Annotated in this window: 16 protein-coding genes; 14 read left to right on the top strand and 2 right to left on the bottom strand. The window is 62.9% G+C overall.

What is annotated here, in order from left to right:
* Nucleotides 1–10: 10 nt before the first annotated feature.
* A complete protein-coding gene (locus J5J83_RS01195; RefSeq protein ID WP_212344251.1) occupies nucleotides 11–1,780 on the bottom strand; it encodes an FAD-dependent oxidoreductase in 1,770 nt (589 codons plus the stop codon).
* Between the two features lie 262 nt (nucleotides 1,781–2,042).
* On the opposite strand from J5J83_RS01195, the gene J5J83_RS01190 reads away from it, so the two are divergent.
* The 6 genes from J5J83_RS01190 (at nucleotide 2,043) to J5J83_RS01165 (ending at nucleotide 8,821) form a co-directional block, all read left to right on the top strand.
* Nucleotides 2,043–2,849 (top strand): IclR family transcriptional regulator, encoded by an 807-nt coding sequence (locus J5J83_RS01190; RefSeq protein ID WP_212344249.1) that lies wholly within the window; start codon nucleotides 2,043–2,045, stop codon nucleotides 2,847–2,849.
* Nucleotides 2,850–3,106: 257 nt separating this feature from the next.
* The gene (locus tag J5J83_RS01185; RefSeq protein ID WP_212344248.1) at nucleotides 3,107–4,093 is read left to right on the top strand and encodes a tripartite tricarboxylate transporter substrate binding protein; all 987 of its coding nucleotides are present in this window, start codon (nucleotides 3,107–3,109) and stop codon (nucleotides 4,091–4,093) included.
* A 79-nt stretch (nucleotides 4,094–4,172) separates the two neighbouring features.
* On the top strand, nucleotides 4,173–4,673 hold the full coding sequence (locus J5J83_RS01180) for a tripartite tricarboxylate transporter TctB family protein (RefSeq protein WP_212344247.1): 501 nt from the start codon (nucleotides 4,173–4,175) through the stop codon (nucleotides 4,671–4,673).
* A complete protein-coding gene (locus J5J83_RS01175) occupies nucleotides 4,670–6,169 on the top strand; it encodes a tripartite tricarboxylate transporter permease (RefSeq protein ID WP_212344246.1) in 1,500 nt (499 codons plus the stop codon). Before J5J83_RS01180 ends, J5J83_RS01175 begins: the two co-directional genes overlap by 4 nt.
* A gap of 94 nt (nucleotides 6,170–6,263) precedes the next feature.
* Nucleotides 6,264–7,079 carry a sugar phosphate isomerase/epimerase gene (locus J5J83_RS01170; protein WP_212344244.1) on the top strand — a complete coding sequence of 272 codons (816 nt, stop codon included), beginning with the start codon at nucleotides 6,264–6,266 and terminating at the stop codon, nucleotides 7,077–7,079.
* A 23-nt stretch (nucleotides 7,080–7,102) separates the two neighbouring features.
* Nucleotides 7,103–8,821: an FAD-dependent oxidoreductase gene (locus tag J5J83_RS01165; RefSeq protein ID WP_212344242.1), complete on the top strand. Its 1,719-nt coding sequence runs from the start codon at nucleotides 7,103–7,105 to the stop codon at nucleotides 8,819–8,821.
* 46 nt (nucleotides 8,822–8,867) lie between these two features.
* Here J5J83_RS01165 and J5J83_RS01160 read toward each other — a convergent pair whose 3' ends face one another.
* Nucleotides 8,868–9,764, bottom strand: coding sequence for a helix-turn-helix domain-containing protein (locus tag J5J83_RS01160; protein WP_212344240.1), 897 nt, complete (start codon nucleotides 9,762–9,764; stop codon nucleotides 8,868–8,870).
* 119 nt (nucleotides 9,765–9,883) lie between these two features.
* Here J5J83_RS01160 and J5J83_RS01155 point away from each other — a divergent pair, with 119 nt between their 5' ends.
* From J5J83_RS01155 to J5J83_RS01120, 8 genes are all read left to right on the top strand, one after another.
* Nucleotides 9,884–10,702: a glucose 1-dehydrogenase gene (locus tag J5J83_RS01155; protein WP_249115576.1), complete on the top strand. Its 819-nt coding sequence runs from the start codon at nucleotides 9,884–9,886 to the stop codon at nucleotides 10,700–10,702.
* A gap of 57 nt (nucleotides 10,703–10,759) precedes the next feature.
* On the top strand, nucleotides 10,760–11,122 hold the full coding sequence (locus J5J83_RS01150; RefSeq protein WP_212344237.1) for an NIPSNAP family protein: 363 nt from the start codon (nucleotides 10,760–10,762) through the stop codon (nucleotides 11,120–11,122).
* Between the two features lie 134 nt (nucleotides 11,123–11,256).
* Nucleotides 11,257–12,999, top strand: coding sequence for an FAD-dependent oxidoreductase (locus J5J83_RS01145; RefSeq protein ID WP_249115575.1), 1,743 nt, complete (start codon nucleotides 11,257–11,259; stop codon nucleotides 12,997–12,999).
* A 1-nt stretch (nucleotide 13,000) separates the two neighbouring features.
* Nucleotides 13,001–13,801 (top strand): SDR family oxidoreductase, encoded by an 801-nt coding sequence (locus J5J83_RS01140; RefSeq protein WP_212344225.1) that lies wholly within the window; start codon nucleotides 13,001–13,003, stop codon nucleotides 13,799–13,801.
* Nucleotides 13,802–13,836: 35 nt separating this feature from the next.
* Entirely contained in the window at nucleotides 13,837–14,688 is an 852-nt protein-coding gene (locus J5J83_RS01135) for a branched-chain amino acid ABC transporter permease (protein WP_212344222.1), read from the top strand.
* 15 nt (nucleotides 14,689–14,703) lie between these two features.
* The gene (locus J5J83_RS01130; RefSeq protein ID WP_212344221.1) at nucleotides 14,704–15,684 is read left to right on the top strand and encodes a branched-chain amino acid ABC transporter permease; all 981 of its coding nucleotides are present in this window, start codon (nucleotides 14,704–14,706) and stop codon (nucleotides 15,682–15,684) included.
* 24 nt (nucleotides 15,685–15,708) lie between these two features.
* Entirely contained in the window at nucleotides 15,709–16,428 is a 720-nt protein-coding gene (locus J5J83_RS01125; RefSeq protein ID WP_212344212.1) for an ABC transporter ATP-binding protein, read from the top strand.
* Nucleotides 16,425–17,129 (top strand): ABC transporter ATP-binding protein, encoded by a 705-nt coding sequence (locus tag J5J83_RS01120; protein ID WP_212344208.1) that lies wholly within the window; start codon nucleotides 16,425–16,427, stop codon nucleotides 17,127–17,129. Before J5J83_RS01125 ends, J5J83_RS01120 begins: the two co-directional genes overlap by 4 nt.
* Nucleotides 17,130–17,161: the final 32 nt, after the last annotated feature.

Here is a 17,161-nt window from a genome sequence, read left to right as displayed (position 1 = left end):
GGCGTCTCCGTCAGGCCGCCATGGCGGACGATTCCGAACCGGCAGCGCCTTCCCCTCGGGCCCGCGCCAGCGCGTCCTTGGCCGCCAGATAGGCAAACACGAGGCCGGGCCCGAGGGTAATGCCCGGGCCGGGATAGGTTCCCCCCATGATCGACTGCTGATCATTGCCCACTGCATAGAGCCCGGGCACCGGCCTGTTGTCGCGGTCGAGCGCACGTGCCAGGCCATCGGTGAGAAAGCCCTTTGCCGCGCCAATGTCACCCGGATAAAGGCGAACGGCGTAGAACGGCGCCTGCTCGATCGGCCCCAGACTCGGGTTGGGACCACGCCAGTTGGCATCCCCATTGGCACGCTGATAGGTGGTCGTGCCGCGCTGAAACTGTTCGTCGACGCCGGTCGCCGCAAAACGCCCCATGTCGGCAGCCGCCTGCTTCAGATTGGCCGCATTCACCCCGAGCTTGTGCGCCAGTTCGTCGAGCGTGCGGCCCATCACCACATAACCTTCCGCCAGCGCTTCGCGCAGACCCATCCTGTTCGGACGCACCATACCCATTCCGTATTTGCGCATCCCCTCCGCATCGGTCACGAGAAAGGACGGCACCGATGGCGTCCGCCTGTTCGCTTCCTGCATGGTGATGCCGGTAAGGTGGTACGAGATGGACTCGTTGTAATACCGCCGACCTTCCTGATTCACCGTCATCATGCCGGGCTTGGCACGATCGAACACGAAATGGGGGAAGACGGCCTGCGTGCCGTCAGCCCGTTTGCGCACCGATACGGGCGCCCAGAAGCACGGACTCAGTTCCCCTTCGCCATAGCGTGCGCCGACCGCTTCAGCCAGATCGTGCATGGTACCGGTATGACCGGGCGCCCCCGGACACCACGCGACATCGGCACCCGGCATCAGTTGTGCGCGGCGTGCCGGATGGCGATTGAATCCGCCGCTGGCCATGATGACGCCGCCCTTGACGCGAATCGTGCGCTGTTTGCCGTTCTTCGTCAGCGTCACGGCATCGACGCCATCCGCACCGCGCGTCATGTCGGTCACGCGCGTTTCAGTCATCAGGGTCACGCCGCGCTCCCGCAGCGAAAGCAGCAGGCGGCCAATCAGCGCGTTGCCCATGACGAGACGCGTGCCACGCGGGTAGCGCAGTCGATCGCCGACATGCCGCAGCATGATCCGCGTCACGTACTTGAAGGTTGACCAGGAGCCCCACCACTTCTTGAGAAACGCCATCAACTGCAGGATGTCGTCGCGGTCCACCATCATTCCGTTGAGCACGGTGAACTCCGGGATGGGGGGGCGGATCAGCGCGAAATCCTCACCCAGCAGACGGCCATCGAACGGATAGGGTTCCAGCGCCCGACCGCAGACGGTCGATCCGGCCAACTCGGACAGATAGTCCGGATGGAAGTCCCGCGGTCGATACTTGACGTGCGAATTGTCCTCGATCTTTGCCACCGCCTCGGCGCCGTTGTCGAGGAATGCCTTGCGCACCGCGGGGTCGGATCGCTGCCCAACCGCGTGATCGAGAAAGGTTCGGGCATTGTTCAGCGAGTCCTCGGGATTCACTTTCGCGGCATGGCGTGTTCCCGCAATCCATGTGGTTGCACCCGAGTAGGCCGTCGTCCCCCCGACATGGCTGGTCGACTCGATCAACAGCACCTTCGCACCATCGATCGCCGCAAACAGCGCCGCCGACATTCCCGCGCCGCCCGCGCCGACGACGACAACGTCGAACGTGGCCCCATTCTCGATATGATCAATATCCTTCAACATAGGTCAGTCTCCTCCGGTTTATTCAGCATCCGCCGACGGGAAACCCTCCCCGCGACGACATCCATTCAACCGACGCCCCGATTCGCATCTCCGAATCAGGCCTTTCACCAATGGCAGGGTTTTGGGCCGCGTCGTATGTTCGGTACAAAATCAAGCTGCTCCGTCTCGATCAGCGCGAACAAAGGCACACAAGAAAAAACGGAACGAATTTTTTTTCGGAACTATATTCCATTTTTGAACTTTATTCACTACTATCACACCCATGGCCGGATCACTTATCTCTCGCGCACTTGGCGCACTCGAGCTCCTCGCAGAACATCCGCACGGTATCGCCCTGCAGGATGTCGCCGATTCGCTCAACCTGCCCAAAAGTGCAGCACACCGCCTCATGGCATCGCTTGCCGAGTACGGATACGTGCGTCAGGACGCCGCGAGCGCCCACTACATGCTCACCACGCGTTTGCTCTCGGTCGCGCTGGGATACCTGGCCGGCAGCGGCATTAGCGATCTGGTGCAGCCGCTCATGGATCGTCTCGCCGCGTCGACCGGCGAGCTCGTACGCCTCAGCGTCATAGACGGCGACCCGCCGGATCAGCGTCAGGTCTGGGTCGGCAAGGCCCAGGGCGCGCACCAGGGGCTGCGTTACGACCCCGACATGGGTAAGACGGCGCCACTGTCGTGCACCGCAACGGGTTTCGCGTGGCTGGCGTGCCTGAGCGACGAAGACGCCTTGCAACTGGTCTCGCGCCAGGGCATCGCAAACGGCCCCGACCTTGGTCCAAACGCGCCACACACGCTCAAGGATGTGCTGAAACGCCTCGACGAAGCACGCAAGCGCGGTTATGCACTTGTAATCGACAGTTCCCAGCCCGGTCTTGCCGCCATTGCGGTTGCAGTGCGACACCCGCAGACGAAGGATGTCATTGGCGTGCTCAGCGTCTCCGGTCCGAGTGCGCGGCTTTCGGAAGATCGAATGCGGGCGATCGCGCCCGAACTGCAGCAAACGGCCATCGAAATGGGCCAGAGCCACCAGTCGTCAAGCCTGTTCAGAACGCATTCGAAGACCTGAATCATGAATTGAACCAGTCAATTGATGTGCGCACAGCGAACACATTGCCCTGGTGGCGCAAACGTCCGGGGGTCGTCGAGACTAGAGTGCAGTCAAACCTGAAACTCGCCAAGACGGCGGTCAGAGGGACTGACAAAGCGGGTCTTTGGGCCCGCCCCTGAAGTTGAAGATCAGTTTCAAGCGGTATGGTCGGGTGTGCCGCACTCACAGACAACACCCGACATTGCTTCACCCATCTCAAACAAGAGGAGACATAGATGTCGAACTATTCCAAGTTCCTTGGCGCGGCTGCACTGACCCTGCTCAGCACGATGGCGGCTGCCGAGTATCCCGAGCGTGAAGTATCGGGCGTGATCCAGTGGGGTGCAGGTGGTGCGACCGACGTCGCCGTCCGCGGCATGGTGAGCTACGCGGAAGAGGCCCTGGGCAAGAAGATCGTGCTGCAGAACAAGCCGGGCGGTGTGGGCGTAATCGGCGCCAACTTCGTTCAGCAACAGGCTTCGGACGGCTATACCTTCCTTGCCGGCGCCGAGAACCCTGCCCTGTACAAGGTCATGAGCTTGGCCGACTTCGACTACAAGGCCTTCTACCCGATCAATGTCATCTCGCGTGCCAACGTGCTGGTGGTCGCCAACAAGGACAAGCCATGGACCAACTTCAAGGAGTTGCTTGCCGACGTTCAGGCCCACCCCGGCGCGGTGAAGATGTACACCGCCGGTACGGGTTCGGTACCCTTCACCACGAGCGCGATGATCACCTCGCTGACCAAGTTCCCGGTCACGCCGGTCCCCTTCGACGGTGACGGCCCCGGTATTACCGCAATGCTCGGCGGACACGTCGACTTCGGCTTCATCGCGGCCGGTGCTGTGCAGGAACACATCAAGGCCGGTCGTCTGAAAGTGCTCGGTGTACTCGATGCCAAGCCCTACAACGGTGCGCCCCCGATGACCGAAGCGCTGCCCGGCCTCGAGAAATACGTGCCGTGGGGCTCGTTCTTCGGCATCTTCGTCAAGAACGACGTACCCGACGACGCCAAGATGAAGCTCGCTGCGGCCTTCAAGAAGGCGGTCGACAACCCGACCTACAAGGAAATGATGGAAGGCCGCGGCAACGTGATGCTGAACCTCTCCGGCGACGAGGCACGCAAGTTCATCGATCGCTGGCAGTCGGTGACGGCCTGGGTCTATCAGGATGCTGGCGTAGCCAAGGTATCGCCCGCAGAGCTCGGCATCCCCAAGCCCTGATGCCTCGGTGCGCCACGGTCGCCAGGACCGTGGCGCCCAGTTCATAAAACAAAACAACAACAAACGTCCGGAGACTCTCATGCACATCAAGCGTCGCCGCTTGCCGGGTGAGTTCGTATTCGTCCTGCTGCTCCTCGCCTTCAGCGCTTTCCTGCTGTGGAACTCGTACAAGATTTCGGGTTTTTCCTCCTTCACCTCGGCCGGTGCCTATCCCATGGTCACCACGACCGTGATGTTGGTCAGCGCCCTCGTCATCATCTGGCAATCGCTCAACACGCCGCGTGAAGACCGCGAGCCAGGGCAGTCGCTGGCCGCGCAGTTTTTCGCCGTGCTCACGCCGGCGATGGTGATCAAATTCACCGCTGCCATCCTGGCCTACATGCTGCTGCTCGAGTGGCTGGGCTTTGCGCTGTGCTCTTACCTCTTCATGGTGATCGGCATGTATCTGCTGGGCAGCACTCGCATCGTGCTCAACCTCGTCATCAGCGCGCTGTCGCTCGGTTTCATCCATGTGGTCTTCCAGACCATCTTCTCCGTCGCTGTACCAAAGGGCAGCCTGATTCAGAGGTTCTTCCAATGACTGAAGCGCTCGGATACTTCCTCAGTTCGTGGATAGACCCCGGACTCATCGGTCTGGTCGCCGCGGGTACGCTCGCCGGCATCTATGTGGGCGCCATCCCCGGCCTGTCGGTGACGATGGCCGTGTCCATCCTGATCTCCTTCACCTTCAAGTGGGACGTCCATCAGGCCCTGGCGCTGATGTGCGGCATCTACCTCGGTGGCGTGTATGGCGGCTCACGCACGGCCATCCTGCTCAACATCCCCGGCGCACCGTCGGCCATCGCCACCGCCTTCGACGGCTATCCGATGGCCAAGCGCGGTGAGGCCGGTGCCGCAATCGGCCTCACCACCGTGGTCTCGGTGATCGGCGGCTTCGTCGGCATCGGCGCGCTGGCGCTGGCCGCGCCGATGATGTCGGACTTCGCACTCAAGTTCGACTCGCGCGACTACCTCCTGCTGGCGATCTGGGGCATTCTGCTGGTCGGCAGCCTGTCGGGCGAATCGCTGGCCAAGGGCATCTTCGCCGGCGCCCTCGGCGTCACCATCGGCACCGTGGGCCTCGACCCGCTGACCGCCGAACCGCGGCTGACCTTCGGCTCCATGCAGCTTACCGCGGGCATTTCCTATGTCGCTGCGATGATCGGCTTCTTCGGCGTGGCCGAGGTCCTCGCCCAGGTCCACGACATCAAGCTCAAGGCCGTCCGTCAGGATGTTTCGAAGATCGTGCCGTCCTGGGCGATGGTCAAGAAGTATCTGCCGCTGTCGCTGCGCACGTCTACGATCGGTGTCATCGTAGGCGCCCTGCCCGGTGCCGGTGGAGACATCGCCGCCCTGCTCGCCTACGACCACGCCAAGCGCAGCACCAAGAATCCGTCGCGTCCGTTTGGCGAGGGTGCCTACGAGGGTCTGGTTGCGCCGGAATCGGCAAACAATGCAGCCGTGGGCGGCGCCCATGTGCCAATGCTGACGCTGGGCATTCCGGGTGACGCGGTGACCGCGGTCATCATCGGCGCGCTCTACATCCACGGCCTCAACCCGGGGCCGATGCTGATGATCCAGACCCCTGACCTGTTCTGGTTCCTGGTGGGTGCGCTGTGCCTGGCGAACATTTTCCTGCTGATCTTCGGCCTGACCGGCATCCGCATCTTCTGCAAGATCATGGAGATCCCCAAGCCCATCCTGTTGCCGATGATCCTGGTGCTGTCCGCCGTGGGTGCCTACGCGATCAACAACAACCCGGTCGATGTGTACTGGATGCTTGGCTTTGGCGTGTTCGGCTACTTCATGAAGATGTACGGTTTCCAGGTCGCGCCCATCATCCTCGGCATCATCCTCGGCCCGCTGATGGATCGCAGCTATCGTCAGGCCATGCTGTCGGAACAGGGCGACCTGATGAACTACTTCATCGGTTTCTTCACCTCGCCGATCACGGCCACCATTGTCGTGGCCATGGCACTCACGGTCCTGAGCCAGACACCGTGGTGGCAGAACTGGCGCAAACGCGCCAGCACATAATCAAGCTCGCAGAACGATCAATGGGGTCAGTGTGCAGTCGGCACTGCCCCCATTTCATTTCCTTGCCACGTCAACAATATGGAACGCTGAACGCATGTCACGTCCGATCTCGCTCGCTGCTTTGACCGTACTGGAACTGGCGCCGCCCGACATGGTGACGTGTGCCTTCGAGGCAGGATACAGTCATGTGGGTATTCGCTTGATTGCGGCGACCCCGACCGAACCGCAATACGACATCGTGTGCGACACGCCGATGCTACGCGAAGTCGAAGCCCGCCTGAACGACACCGGCGTCAAGGTACTTGATGTCGAGATCTTCCGTATCAAGCCGGATACGAAGGTCGCGGACTATGAAGCCGCGATCGCAACCGCGTCTCGCCTGGGGGCAAGCGACGTGCTGGTTGCGGGCAACGATCCCGAAGAAGCACGCCAGATCCAAACCTTCGCCGCATTCTGCGATCTGGCACAACGCTATGGGTTGCGCGCAAGCCTGGAGTTCATGCCCTGGACGGATGCAAAGGATCTGACCCAGGCCGCGCGCATCGTCGAGCGTGCAGGCCGGCAAAACGCAGGGGTTCTGATCGACCCTTTCCACCTTAGCCGCTCACGCAGCCGTATTCAGGACATCGCGTCCATTCCGCCGTCGCAACTGCACTTCATGCAGTTCTGCGACGTACCTGCAAGCATCCCCCCGACCATGGACGAAATATTGGCCGAAGCACGCGCCGAACGCCTCTTTCCCGGCGACGGCCAACTCGACCTCGTTGGCTTGTTGCGGGCGGTCCCGAAGGATATTCCACTGAGTGTGGAGGTTCCGACCCACGCGCTGGCGCGCACCACAGCCGCCACCGAGCGGGCGCGCCTGGCGCTGGCTGGCACACGCCGCGTTCTCGCCCAGCTCGAGGCATGATCCAACCGGTAATCGACTCCGCCATGAATCAACAACCTGAACAAATCGCGTGTGACCTGCTCGTCGTCGGCTCGGGTGCATCCGGTCTGTCTGCGGCGGTTACCGCCGCGTGGCACGGACTGAAAGTCGTGGTCGTCGAGAAGGACGACGTCCTGGGTGGCGCCACCGCATGGTCAGGCGGCTGGATGTGGGTGCCTGGCAATCCGCTGGCAAAACGGGCCGGCATCCATGAAGATCCGCAGCAACCCCGTCTCTATCTGAAAAACCAGTTGGGCGATCGCTACGATCCTGAACGCGTGGATGCCTTTCTGGACAACTGTCCGCACATGGTCGCATTTTTCGACCAGCATACTGCGTTGAAATTTGCAGACGGCAATGCCATTCCGGACATGCACGGCAACATTCCAGGCGCCGCCACCGGTGGGCATCAGGTCATTGCCGCACCGTATGACGGCCGGGAGGCAGGCCCACTGATCAAGCGCCTGCGCAAGACCATGCGCGAAACATCATTCATGGGCATGCCCATCATGGCGGGCCCCGATCTGATGGCTTTCCTGAGCATGACGCGCTCGTTCAAGTCCTTCTGGCATGTGTGTAAACGCTTCACCCTCCACCTTCTCGACCTGGCCATGCATGGCCGCGCCATGCAACTGGTCAATGGTGTGGCCTTGATCGCCCGCCTTGCCAAATCGGCCGAACAGCTGGGCGTCACGTTCATGACGTCGGCGCCGGCCAGACGACTCCTGATCGAAGGCGGCGCCGTTTGCGGGGCCATCGTCGAGACTGCCAGCGGCGCAATGGAAATTCGGGCGGCGCGCGGTGTGGTCCTTGCCGCCGGGGGCTTTCCCAATGACCTGAAGCGGCGCAGGGAATTGTTTCCTCGCACCCCCACCGGGGCTGAACATCTGGCCTTGCCGCCGACGAGCTGCAATGGCGAAGGGATCAGTCTGGGTGAATCGGCCGGTGGCTGCCTGGAAACGAACATAGCATCCCCTGCAGCCTGGGCACCCGTATCGAGGGTCAAGCATTCAGATGGCAGTATCGGGCACTTTCCGCACATCATCGATCGCGGCAAACCCGGTGTGATCGGGGTCCTGTCGACCGGCAAGCGCTTTGTGAATGAGGCAAACGGATATTACGACTACACTTCAGCGTTGGTGGCAGCAGCGCCTCAAGGCGAAGAAGTCGCGTCGTGGTTGATCTGTGACCACGTTTTCCAGCGTCGCTACGGCCTGGGATACTCGCGCCCATTCCCGGTTCCGGTCGGGCCGCATGTGCGCAGCGGGTACCTGACTCGTGCGGACTCCATCGCTGAATTGGCCCAGGCGTGTGGCATCAGCGTCGAGGGGCTGACGCAGACCGTCAAGGCTTTCAATGACAACGCCCGCCGCGGCGAAGACCCGGAATTCGGACGCGGATCGACGGCCTTCAACCGTAAGCAGGGCGATCCTTTGTATCCCGGCCCGAACCCATGTGTAGCGCCAATCGAGAATGGCCCTTTCTATGCAGTCAAAGTGATGCCGGGAAGTTTCGGCACCTTTGCCGGCCTCAGAACAAACGGTCACGCTCAGGTTGTCAACGCATCGAACACGCCCATTCCGGGCCTCTACGCAGCGGGTGCCGACATGGCCAGCGTGATGGGGGGCTACTACCCTTCCGGAGGAATCAACCTGGGCCCGGCCATGACTTTTGGATATGTCGCAGCACGTCACGCTGCCGGAGCGGGCGCCTACGAATGCTGACAATGGCGCCTTGCACGGACACCGGGCGTGTGCCAAACGCACCGGCCTACTGCCAGTCGGCAAGCTGATGACGCGCCAGCACGCGGAATTCGGTCGGCGTCTGTCCCGCGTGCTTCTTGAAGAAACGACCGAAGTAGGCTTCGTCTGCGAAGCCGAGCAGATCGGCAATCTGCTTGACGCTCAGGGTCGAATACATGAGTTCGCGCTGGGCCTCGTGCACCAGCCGTGCATTGATGACATCGAGCGGAGACATCCCCAGCGATTCACGGCAGATTCGCGCCAGCTGGCCGGCGGAGACACCCAGTTCGCTGGCGTATTTTTCGACCGGTAGCCGGGTTCTGAAATCGCGGTCGACCATGGCGCGAAATTTCTCCAGTCGCGCCGCGCGGCGCGAACGCTCCGCGCCGGGTGCCGATGCCTGTCCCTCGCAGATTCGCTGCAACTGAACGAACAGTGCGATGAGCAAGGCGCTGCCTGCCGCAATCTGACCGGCCGCATACACTTTCGCCTCACGCTCGAGCGCCAGGAACAAGGGCATCAGCGCGTCGACATGGCGCCCGGAAGCCTGCACCGGAATCACTGCAGGGGTGCGCAATACGCTGACCAACTCGGGGCGGACGATCGCGGCGAGTGCTTCGAGCGGGCGCTGCGGTGCAGTGACGACCGGTCCGTCTACCTCCCGCGAAAACCGGAATCCATGTACGGTCAGGGCCGGAATCACGATCAGGCATGGCGGATCGATCGTCCATTTTGTGCTATCCAGCAACGCTTCTCCGCCGCCCTTGCAAACATAGAGAAGCTGCATCATCGCATTGTGCGTATGGGCATTTATCTCCCAGTTGTTCGGCCGCGAACGCTCCGGAATCCATTCGAAACTGAAGGTATCAAGCCATCCGGGCTTGGCTTCGGATCCGTACAGGTCGTAGTCCGGCAGACGGGTCATCGCGATCTCTCCAGACACAGAATGCACGAATTGTCCTATTCATCGACCTTTTTGTCGATTCCGGGTGCAGCGTGCCGCAACTATCATGGCCCCATACCAAGAACAGTGGAGACAGAATCATGAACAACTGGCTCGGCCTCGCCGGCAAGACCTGCGCGGTGACCGGTGCTGCGAGCGGCATCGGCGCTGCCATCGCCGAGGCACTGGTCGCCGCGGGCGCCTCGGTCGCCCTCGTCGATCGCAATGCGGAAGGCGTGCAGCTCGTGTCCGACCGCCTCAATACGGCCGGCGGCAAGACCCTCGCCGTCGCAATCGACACCTCGGACGAGGCGGCGGTCCGCGCTGCGGCAGATCGCATCCGCACCCAACTCGGCCCGTGTTCAGCGCTGATCAACAACGCCGGCCTGCTTCGCGCCGCCCCCCTCGCCGATGTCAGCCTGTCCGACTGGAACAGCGTGCTGGCCGTGAATCTGACCGGCTATCTGTTCTGCGCACGCAGCTTTGCTCCACACATGCGCGAACTCGGGCATGGAAGCATCGTCAACGTCGCCTCCATCTCGGCACTGAACCCGCAAACCAACAGCGGCGCCTACAGTGCCAGCAAGGCCGGTGTGCTGCTGCTTTCGAAACAGATGGCGGCGGAATGGGGGCCGGAAGGCATCCGCAGCAATGCGATCTGCCCGGGAATGATTCGCACCGCACTGTCGGCAAAGTTCTACGAAGAGCCCGGTTTCGAGAAGAAACGCGCAGCCGTTACCGCCAGCCGGCGCGTAGGCGAGCCGGAGGACATTGCCAACGTCGCCGTCTTCCTTGCCAGCGACCGCGCTGCCTACGTCAATGGTGCCGAACTACTGGTGGATGGCGGCATGGACTGCATGCTGATGGATCTGGTGCCCAGACCCGGCTTCAACACCCAGGCGGCCACCGGCGCGCACTGAGCCCACCGTTCCGCAATCGATCGTCGCGGCTTGAACACGTCGAAAAAGGAAGCGCCCATGTCCCTCACCCCGCTCGTCATGCTCGGCAAGCCGCTTGTCGATCACCGGATCTACACCATTGCCTTGCGCAGGATGCCCGAATTTCTGGAGGTCTTCGACCGCCTCGCGATGCCGATCCTGCTGGAAACGCTGGGCCATCCGGTGGGTTTCTATACCAGCCTCGTCGGCCCGCAGAACCAGTTCATTCACCTGTGGGCCTATGACAGCCTGGCCGACTACGAAGCCAGGTGCAGGGCACGCGATACGCACCCCGACTTTCCGCAGTATCTCGCGGCCTCCGGGCATCTGATCACCGCGCAGGAAACACGCCTGATCCGTGCTTCGGAGCTTCAATCGGTACGGAACGCGCCGGCCAGGTAACACCTTTCGCTCCTCGACCCTTGCGACCGATCCGCACAGGCGCCTGCCTGCGTGGAGGGGAAAGGTACGTCCGCCGGATCATCGATCCGGACGTCCCTGTAAGGAATGCGGAGCATCGCATCATGGAGAAGACAATGTCTCAAACGCTGGAAGTTGATCTCGTCGTCGTTGGCTCCGGGGCCGCCGGTCTCGCCACCGCCATCACGGCACGCAAACGCGGCCTGAATGTCGTCGTCCTCGAAAAGGAAGCCGTCTTTGGCGGTACCACCGCGCTGTCTGGCGGCGTCCTGTGGATACCGCTCGGACCCCACGGCCGGCAGCAGAATCCTGCCGATTCGCGGCAGGCCGTACGCGAATATCTGATGGCGGAAACGGGCGCCTACTTCGATGAAGCGGCGGTCGAGACCTTTCTCGACAACGGTCCGAAAATGATCGAGTTCTTCGAGCGCGAAACCTCGATGAAATTCGTCCCCACCCTGTATCCGGACTACCATCCGTACGCTCCCGGCGGCGTCGATATCGGCCGCTCGATTCTTGCCGCCCCCTTCGACATCCGTGGTCTCGGCAAGGACATGCCCCGCCTCAAGCCGCCGCTGAAGACGATCACCTTCATCGGCATGATGTTCAACTCATCGAATGCCGACCTGAAACACTTCTTCCAGGCCACGAAATCGCTGACGTCCTTCATCTATGTTGCCAAACGCCTGGCGACACACATCAAGGAACTGGCGCTCTACAGGCGGGGCATCAACGTCACCAGCGGCAACGCACTGGCTGCGCGACTGGCCAAATCGGCACTCGATCTGGGTATCGCGATCCTGACCGACACCCCGGTCACCGAAATCGTCATGACCGATGGCCGCGCGAGCGGGGTCAAAGCGCGCCAGGGCGCGACGACGCTTACGGTCAATGCGCGTCACGGCGTGGTGCTGGCTTGCGGCGGTTTTCCGCACGACCTCAAGCGCATCACCGCAGCCTATCCGCATCTTGCCCGCGGTGGCGAGCATCTCTCTCCCACCCCCAAGGGCAATACCGGCGACGGTCTGGCAATGGCAGAGGCCGTCGGCGCCGTGGCCGACATCCGCTTCAAGGACAGCGCGGCCTGGATGCCGGTGTCCCGCGTCGTATTCGCGAATGGCGAAGAAGGCGTCTTCCCCCACCTGCTCGACCGCTACAAGCCAGGCATCATCGGTGTGCTCAGAAACGGGCGACGCTTTACCAACGAATCCAATTCCTATCACGACGTCGGCGCCGCCATGATCCGCGCCTGCGAAGGCGGGAAGGAGACAGCGATGTGGCTGGTGTGCGACAAGCCCACGCTGGCCAAGTACGGCATCGGTTTCGTCAAGCCGGCGCCGATGCCGATCGGCCGTTTCCTGCGCAACGGCTATCTGATCAAGGGCAACACGCTGGACGAACTCGCGCGCAAGGCGGGCATCGATCCTGCCGGACTTGAGTCGACGATTCGCGAATACAACGTCGGCGCCGATCAGGGCAAGGATCCCGCCTTCGGTCGCGGCAGCACAAGTTTCAATCGTTACCTTGCAGACCCGGAGAACACACCCAACCCCTGTGTCGCCCCGATCCGCAAGGGGCCATTTTTCGCCGTCAAGGTCATCATGGGCGATCTCGGGACTTTCGACGGCATTCGCACCAGCGCCCGAGGCGAAGTGCTGCGCAGTGACGACAGCGTCATCGACGGACTGTATGCGGTTGGGAATGACCGCGCCAGCATGATGGGCGGAAATTATCCCGGCGCGGGCATCACCCACGGCCCCAACATGACTTTCGGCTATGTCACCGCCAATCACATCGCCGATCTCGCGACTGCACCGGTCCATGCCCGGTCGTCCCGTGCAGTCCTTGCAGGAGCATGACATGGGTGACACCAGACTGGCACCGGTAGCCATCATCACCGGCGCGGCCGACGGCATCGGCTGGGCCACTGCGATGTGCATGGCCACCAAGGGCTGGCAGGTCGTCGTCGTCGATATCCACGCCGAACAGGCGAGGACTCGTGCGACGGAACTGGGCGAAGCGCACCTTGGTCTCGGCTGCGATGTCACCCGCGCTGGCGACGTCGACGGTGCCATTGATCGCGTGCTCCAGCGCTACGGACGAATCGACGCGCTGGTAAACAACGCCGGCATCGGCGACCAGACCGTGCCGACGCTGCACCAGACGGCAGAGGCATTCGACCGCGTGCTGGCCGTCCACCTGCGCGGAACCTTCCTGATGAGTCAGGCAGCACTCGGACACATGCGCAACCAGACCCGCGACGAGCGGGGCAATCGCGGCGCGGTCGTCAACCTCGGATCGATCGCAGGACTGGGCGGCATACCGGGGCGAAACGCGTACTGCGCAGCCAAGGCGGGCGTGCTGGGCATGACCCGGGCGATGGCCGTCGAGTGGGCGCGCGAAGGAATCCGCTTCAACGCCGTCGCGCCCGGCTATGTCCGCACCCCCATGGTGGCCGCGCTCGCGCTCGATGGTGCGATCGACGAACAGGCCATTCTCGGTCGGACACCAATGGGGCGAATGGCGCATCCGGACGAGATCGCCGCCTCGATCGAGTTCCTCGCCTCGTCCGCGGCCAGTTTCATCACCGGTGCGACGCTGTCTGCCGACGGCGGCTGGTCGGTACTGGGCGCGCCGGAGAGCGCGCTGGGCCAGGTCTGAACCCCACACAAGAACATCACGAGGAGACACCTCTCATGCTAACCATCAATCTTTTCAACGGACTGGTCTACGGCACATTGCTGATCGTCATGTGCTCCGGCCTGGCCCTGATCTACGGCCTGCGCCGGGTGGTGAATTTCGCACACGGCTCGCTCTACATGCTCGGCGCCTACATCGGCTATTCGGTCGCCGCCCATGCCGACTTCTGGGTCGCGCTGTTCGTCGCCCCCGCGGTGATGGCCGCCATCGGCGTGGTGCTGGATCGCTATGGCTTTCGTCTGCTGCAGGACCGTGATCCGCTGACGGTGGTGCTGGTGACCTTCGGCCTGCTGCTGGTGATCGAGGACTTCGTGCAGACAGTCTGGGGCAAGAGCAACCTTTCCCTGGCGACGCCGGACGCATTGAACTTTGCCGTGAACCTTTTCGGCACCCAGGTGCCGGCCTATCGCATCGGGGTCATCGTCGTCGGCGCTGCGGTCGCACTCGGACTGAGCCTGTGGTTGCGATTCTCCCGCTACGGCCTCTTTGTGCGCGCGGCCAGCACCGACCCCACCACCACCTCGATGCAAGGCGTCAATACGGATGCGCTCAGCGCCGGTGTCGTCGGACTGGGCACCGCGCTCGCGGGCCTCGCCGGCGTGGTTTCGGCACCTTTCATGTCGCTGTCGCCGTCGATGAGTGCCGACGTCATCATCGATTCCTTCGTCGTGGTCGTGATCGGGGGTCTGGGCTCGCTTGCCGGTGCCTTCATCGCCGCGATGGTGCTGGGCATGGTGCAGGCCGTCGGTGCGGTGTACCTGCCCGACGCATCCGTTCTGCTGCCATTCGTACTGATGGTGGCCATCCTGATCTGGCGGCCCGCGGGCTTCGCCGGCAGCCGCACCTGACGAAGAGGAAGCAAAATGTCCATTCAACGCATGAGTCTCAACACCCTGGCCGCACTGGTGATCGGCGCCGTCATCGCCTTGACGGTGAGCTCGGGCACGGTACTGTCGTTGCTGACGCAAGCCATCATCTATGCCGTGTTCGCTATCGGCGTGGGATTGCTGTTGCGCCAGAACGGTATGGTGAGCTTCGGCCACGCGCTCTATTTCGGCGCTGCGGGTTACGGCATCGGCATCATTCTTCAGCTCGGCCTGATGCCGGCCGAGCTTGCCATCGTAGTCACGCTCGCCGCCATTGCCATCGTCGGCCTGCTGTTCGGGCTGGTGATCGTGCGCGTGCCGGGCATCGCCTTCGGCATGCTCACGCTCGCCATCGGACAGATGTTCTTCCTTACGGCATCGCGCGCCCGCGGTCTGACCGGCGGTGCGGACGGCATGAGCATCGACTGGCCCTCGACCCTGTTCGGCATCTCGCAATCCGTCCTGCTCCGTCCGGCGAACCTGTTCATGCTGTGCTGGATCGTGCTGGTCGGGATCATACTGCTGCTCGCACTGCTGCTGCGCAGCCGCTTCGGCAGCATCACCGAAGCCGTGCGCGACAACGAGGAACGCGCCCGCTTCATCGGCATTTCCACCCTGCTGCCGAGGGCTGCGGTCTACGCCCTGTCGGCCCTCGTCACCGGTGTCGGTGGCGTGCTTTCGGCGCTCAACACCGGCTTCATCTCGCCGGAGAGCCTGCACTGGAGCCTGTCGGGCATGACCCTGATGATGGTGGTCGTGGGCGGCTACAAGGCACTGTGGGGCCCCGCGCTCGGGGCGGTGGTGTACTTCCTGTTCAAGGACATTCTCGGCGACTACGCCGACCACTGGATGGCCATCTTCGGCATCGCGCTGATCACGGTGATCGTGTTCTCACCGACCGGCATTGCCGGCGCCCTGCAAAAGCTCAGGTTCCGTCATCAGGCCACCCCTGCCAAGGCCGCCGTCAGCTCGCATTGACCGGGCAAAGAAGAGGAGACACGCATGAACAACTACGTATTGCAGGCTGAAGACGTGGCGATCCACTACGGTGGCGTCAAGGCTGTCGATGGCGTCTCGCTGACACTGGAGAAAGGGCAGATTCGCGGTCTGATCGGCCCCAACGGCGCCGGCAAATCGACCGTCATCGACGCCATCACCGGTCGCCGCAGACTGACCCGCGGCAAGGTCATGCTCGGCACGGAAGACGTGTCCGCACTGGGCGTGGTCGACCGTCGTATGCGCGGGCTGTCGCGCAGCTTCCAGCGGACGAGCGTTTTCGGCCAGATGTCGGTACGCAAGCAGGTGGAACTGGCCTCGCACAAGATGGGCGTGAGCGATTCGGCTGCAGACGCCGACGCGGTACTCGAGGAACTCGACCTGCGACCACTGGCGAATGTCATCGCCGAGGATCTGGGCTATGGCGAACAGCGCCGACTCGATCTGGCACTGGCGCTGGTCGGCCACCCCAGCGTGCTTCTGCTCGACGAACCCATGGCCGGCCTGTCGGTGCAGGAATCCCATGACCTCGCCCATCATCTGACCGCCCTGACCTCGCGACGCGACGTCTCGGTGCTCCTCGTCGAACACGACATGGATGTGGTCTTCGGCATCTCAGATGTCGTCACCGTATTCGAACTCGGCCGTGTCATTGCCAGCGGCGCGCCATCGGACGTGCGTGCCGACCCGCGCGTGCGCGAAGCCTATCTCGGGAGTGCAGCATGACCGCCCTGCTCAAAGTCGATCGCATCAACGCCTTCTACGGCGCGGCCCACATCCTTCACAACCTCAGTCTGGAAGTCAGGGCCGGCGAGCGTGTCGCCCTGATCGGCCGCAACGGGGTCGGCAAGACGACCGTGGTCAACACCCTGCTCGGCCTGGCTCGCCTCGGCGAAGGACAGATTCGCTTTCGCGACAGCGAGATCCGCAAGCCCCGCCCCTATCTGGCCGCACAGCACAGCATCGTGGTCGTGCCCCAGGGGCGCCGCATCATCGCCAACCTCACGGTTGAAGAGAACCTCGTGCTCGGCGCCGCAACCGGACGCAAAGGCCCATGGACCGTGCCCGAGATCTACAAGCTGTTCCCCATCCTGCAGGAACGGGCGCACACCCCGGGCACCGCGCTCTCCGGCGGACAGCAGCAGATGCTGGCCGTGGGGCGCGCGCTGATGGCCAATCCGTCGCTGATCCTGCTCGACGAACCCACCGAGGGCCTCGCCCCCGTGATCGTCGATCAGCTCGCAACCATCTTCAACCGCGTCGCCGACCAGGGCACGGCTCTGCTGCTGATCGAGCAGAACATGAGCCTGGTGGTCCGGGTCGCCCACCGCTACCTCGCCATGGCAAAGGGCGCGGTGGTGGCTTCGGGCGAGGTGAACAACTCCCGCGACGGACTGAAGGATCTTGAAGCACACATCATGGTTTAGCCCGCATCGCATCGCGATACGGGCATCGAAGC

Origin of the sequence: Azoarcus sp. L1K30, assembly GCF_018122735.1 — a bacterium.
In the GTDB taxonomy this organism is placed as follows: domain Bacteria; phylum Pseudomonadota; class Gammaproteobacteria; order Burkholderiales; family Rhodocyclaceae; genus Parazoarcus.
Note: the sequence above shows the minus strand (reverse complement) of the source record. Positions and strands in the feature narration are given on the sequence as shown.

Excerpts from the sequence above, each read along its gene's own strand:
- J5J83_RS01195 (WP_212344251.1), bottom strand. The coding sequence starts at position 1,780 with ATGTTGAAGGATATTGATCATATCGAGAATGGGGCCACGTTCGACGTT.
- J5J83_RS01190 (WP_212344249.1), top strand. The coding sequence starts at position 2,043 with ATGGCCGGATCACTTATCTCTCGCGCACTTGGCGCACTCGAGCTCCTC.
- J5J83_RS01185 (WP_212344248.1), top strand. The coding sequence starts at position 3,107 with ATGTCGAACTATTCCAAGTTCCTTGGCGCGGCTGCACTGACCCTGCTC.
- J5J83_RS01180 (WP_212344247.1), top strand. The coding sequence starts at position 4,173 with ATGCACATCAAGCGTCGCCGCTTGCCGGGTGAGTTCGTATTCGTCCTG.
- J5J83_RS01175 (WP_212344246.1), top strand. The coding sequence starts at position 4,670 with ATGACTGAAGCGCTCGGATACTTCCTCAGTTCGTGGATAGACCCCGGA.
- J5J83_RS01170 (WP_212344244.1), top strand. The coding sequence starts at position 6,264 with ATGTCACGTCCGATCTCGCTCGCTGCTTTGACCGTACTGGAACTGGCG.
- J5J83_RS01165 (WP_212344242.1), top strand. The coding sequence starts at position 7,103 with ATGAATCAACAACCTGAACAAATCGCGTGTGACCTGCTCGTCGTCGGC.
- J5J83_RS01160 (WP_212344240.1), bottom strand. The coding sequence starts at position 9,764 with ATGACCCGTCTGCCGGACTACGACCTGTACGGATCCGAAGCCAAGCCC.
- J5J83_RS01155 (WP_249115576.1), top strand. The coding sequence starts at position 9,884 with ATGAACAACTGGCTCGGCCTCGCCGGCAAGACCTGCGCGGTGACCGGT.
- J5J83_RS01150 (WP_212344237.1), top strand. The coding sequence starts at position 10,760 with ATGTCCCTCACCCCGCTCGTCATGCTCGGCAAGCCGCTTGTCGATCAC.
- J5J83_RS01145 (WP_249115575.1), top strand. The coding sequence starts at position 11,257 with ATGTCTCAAACGCTGGAAGTTGATCTCGTCGTCGTTGGCTCCGGGGCC.
- J5J83_RS01140 (WP_212344225.1), top strand. The coding sequence starts at position 13,001 with ATGGGTGACACCAGACTGGCACCGGTAGCCATCATCACCGGCGCGGCC.
- J5J83_RS01135 (WP_212344222.1), top strand. The coding sequence starts at position 13,837 with ATGCTAACCATCAATCTTTTCAACGGACTGGTCTACGGCACATTGCTG.
- J5J83_RS01130 (WP_212344221.1), top strand. The coding sequence starts at position 14,704 with ATGTCCATTCAACGCATGAGTCTCAACACCCTGGCCGCACTGGTGATC.
- J5J83_RS01125 (WP_212344212.1), top strand. The coding sequence starts at position 15,709 with ATGAACAACTACGTATTGCAGGCTGAAGACGTGGCGATCCACTACGGT.
- J5J83_RS01120 (WP_212344208.1), top strand. The coding sequence starts at position 16,425 with ATGACCGCCCTGCTCAAAGTCGATCGCATCAACGCCTTCTACGGCGCG.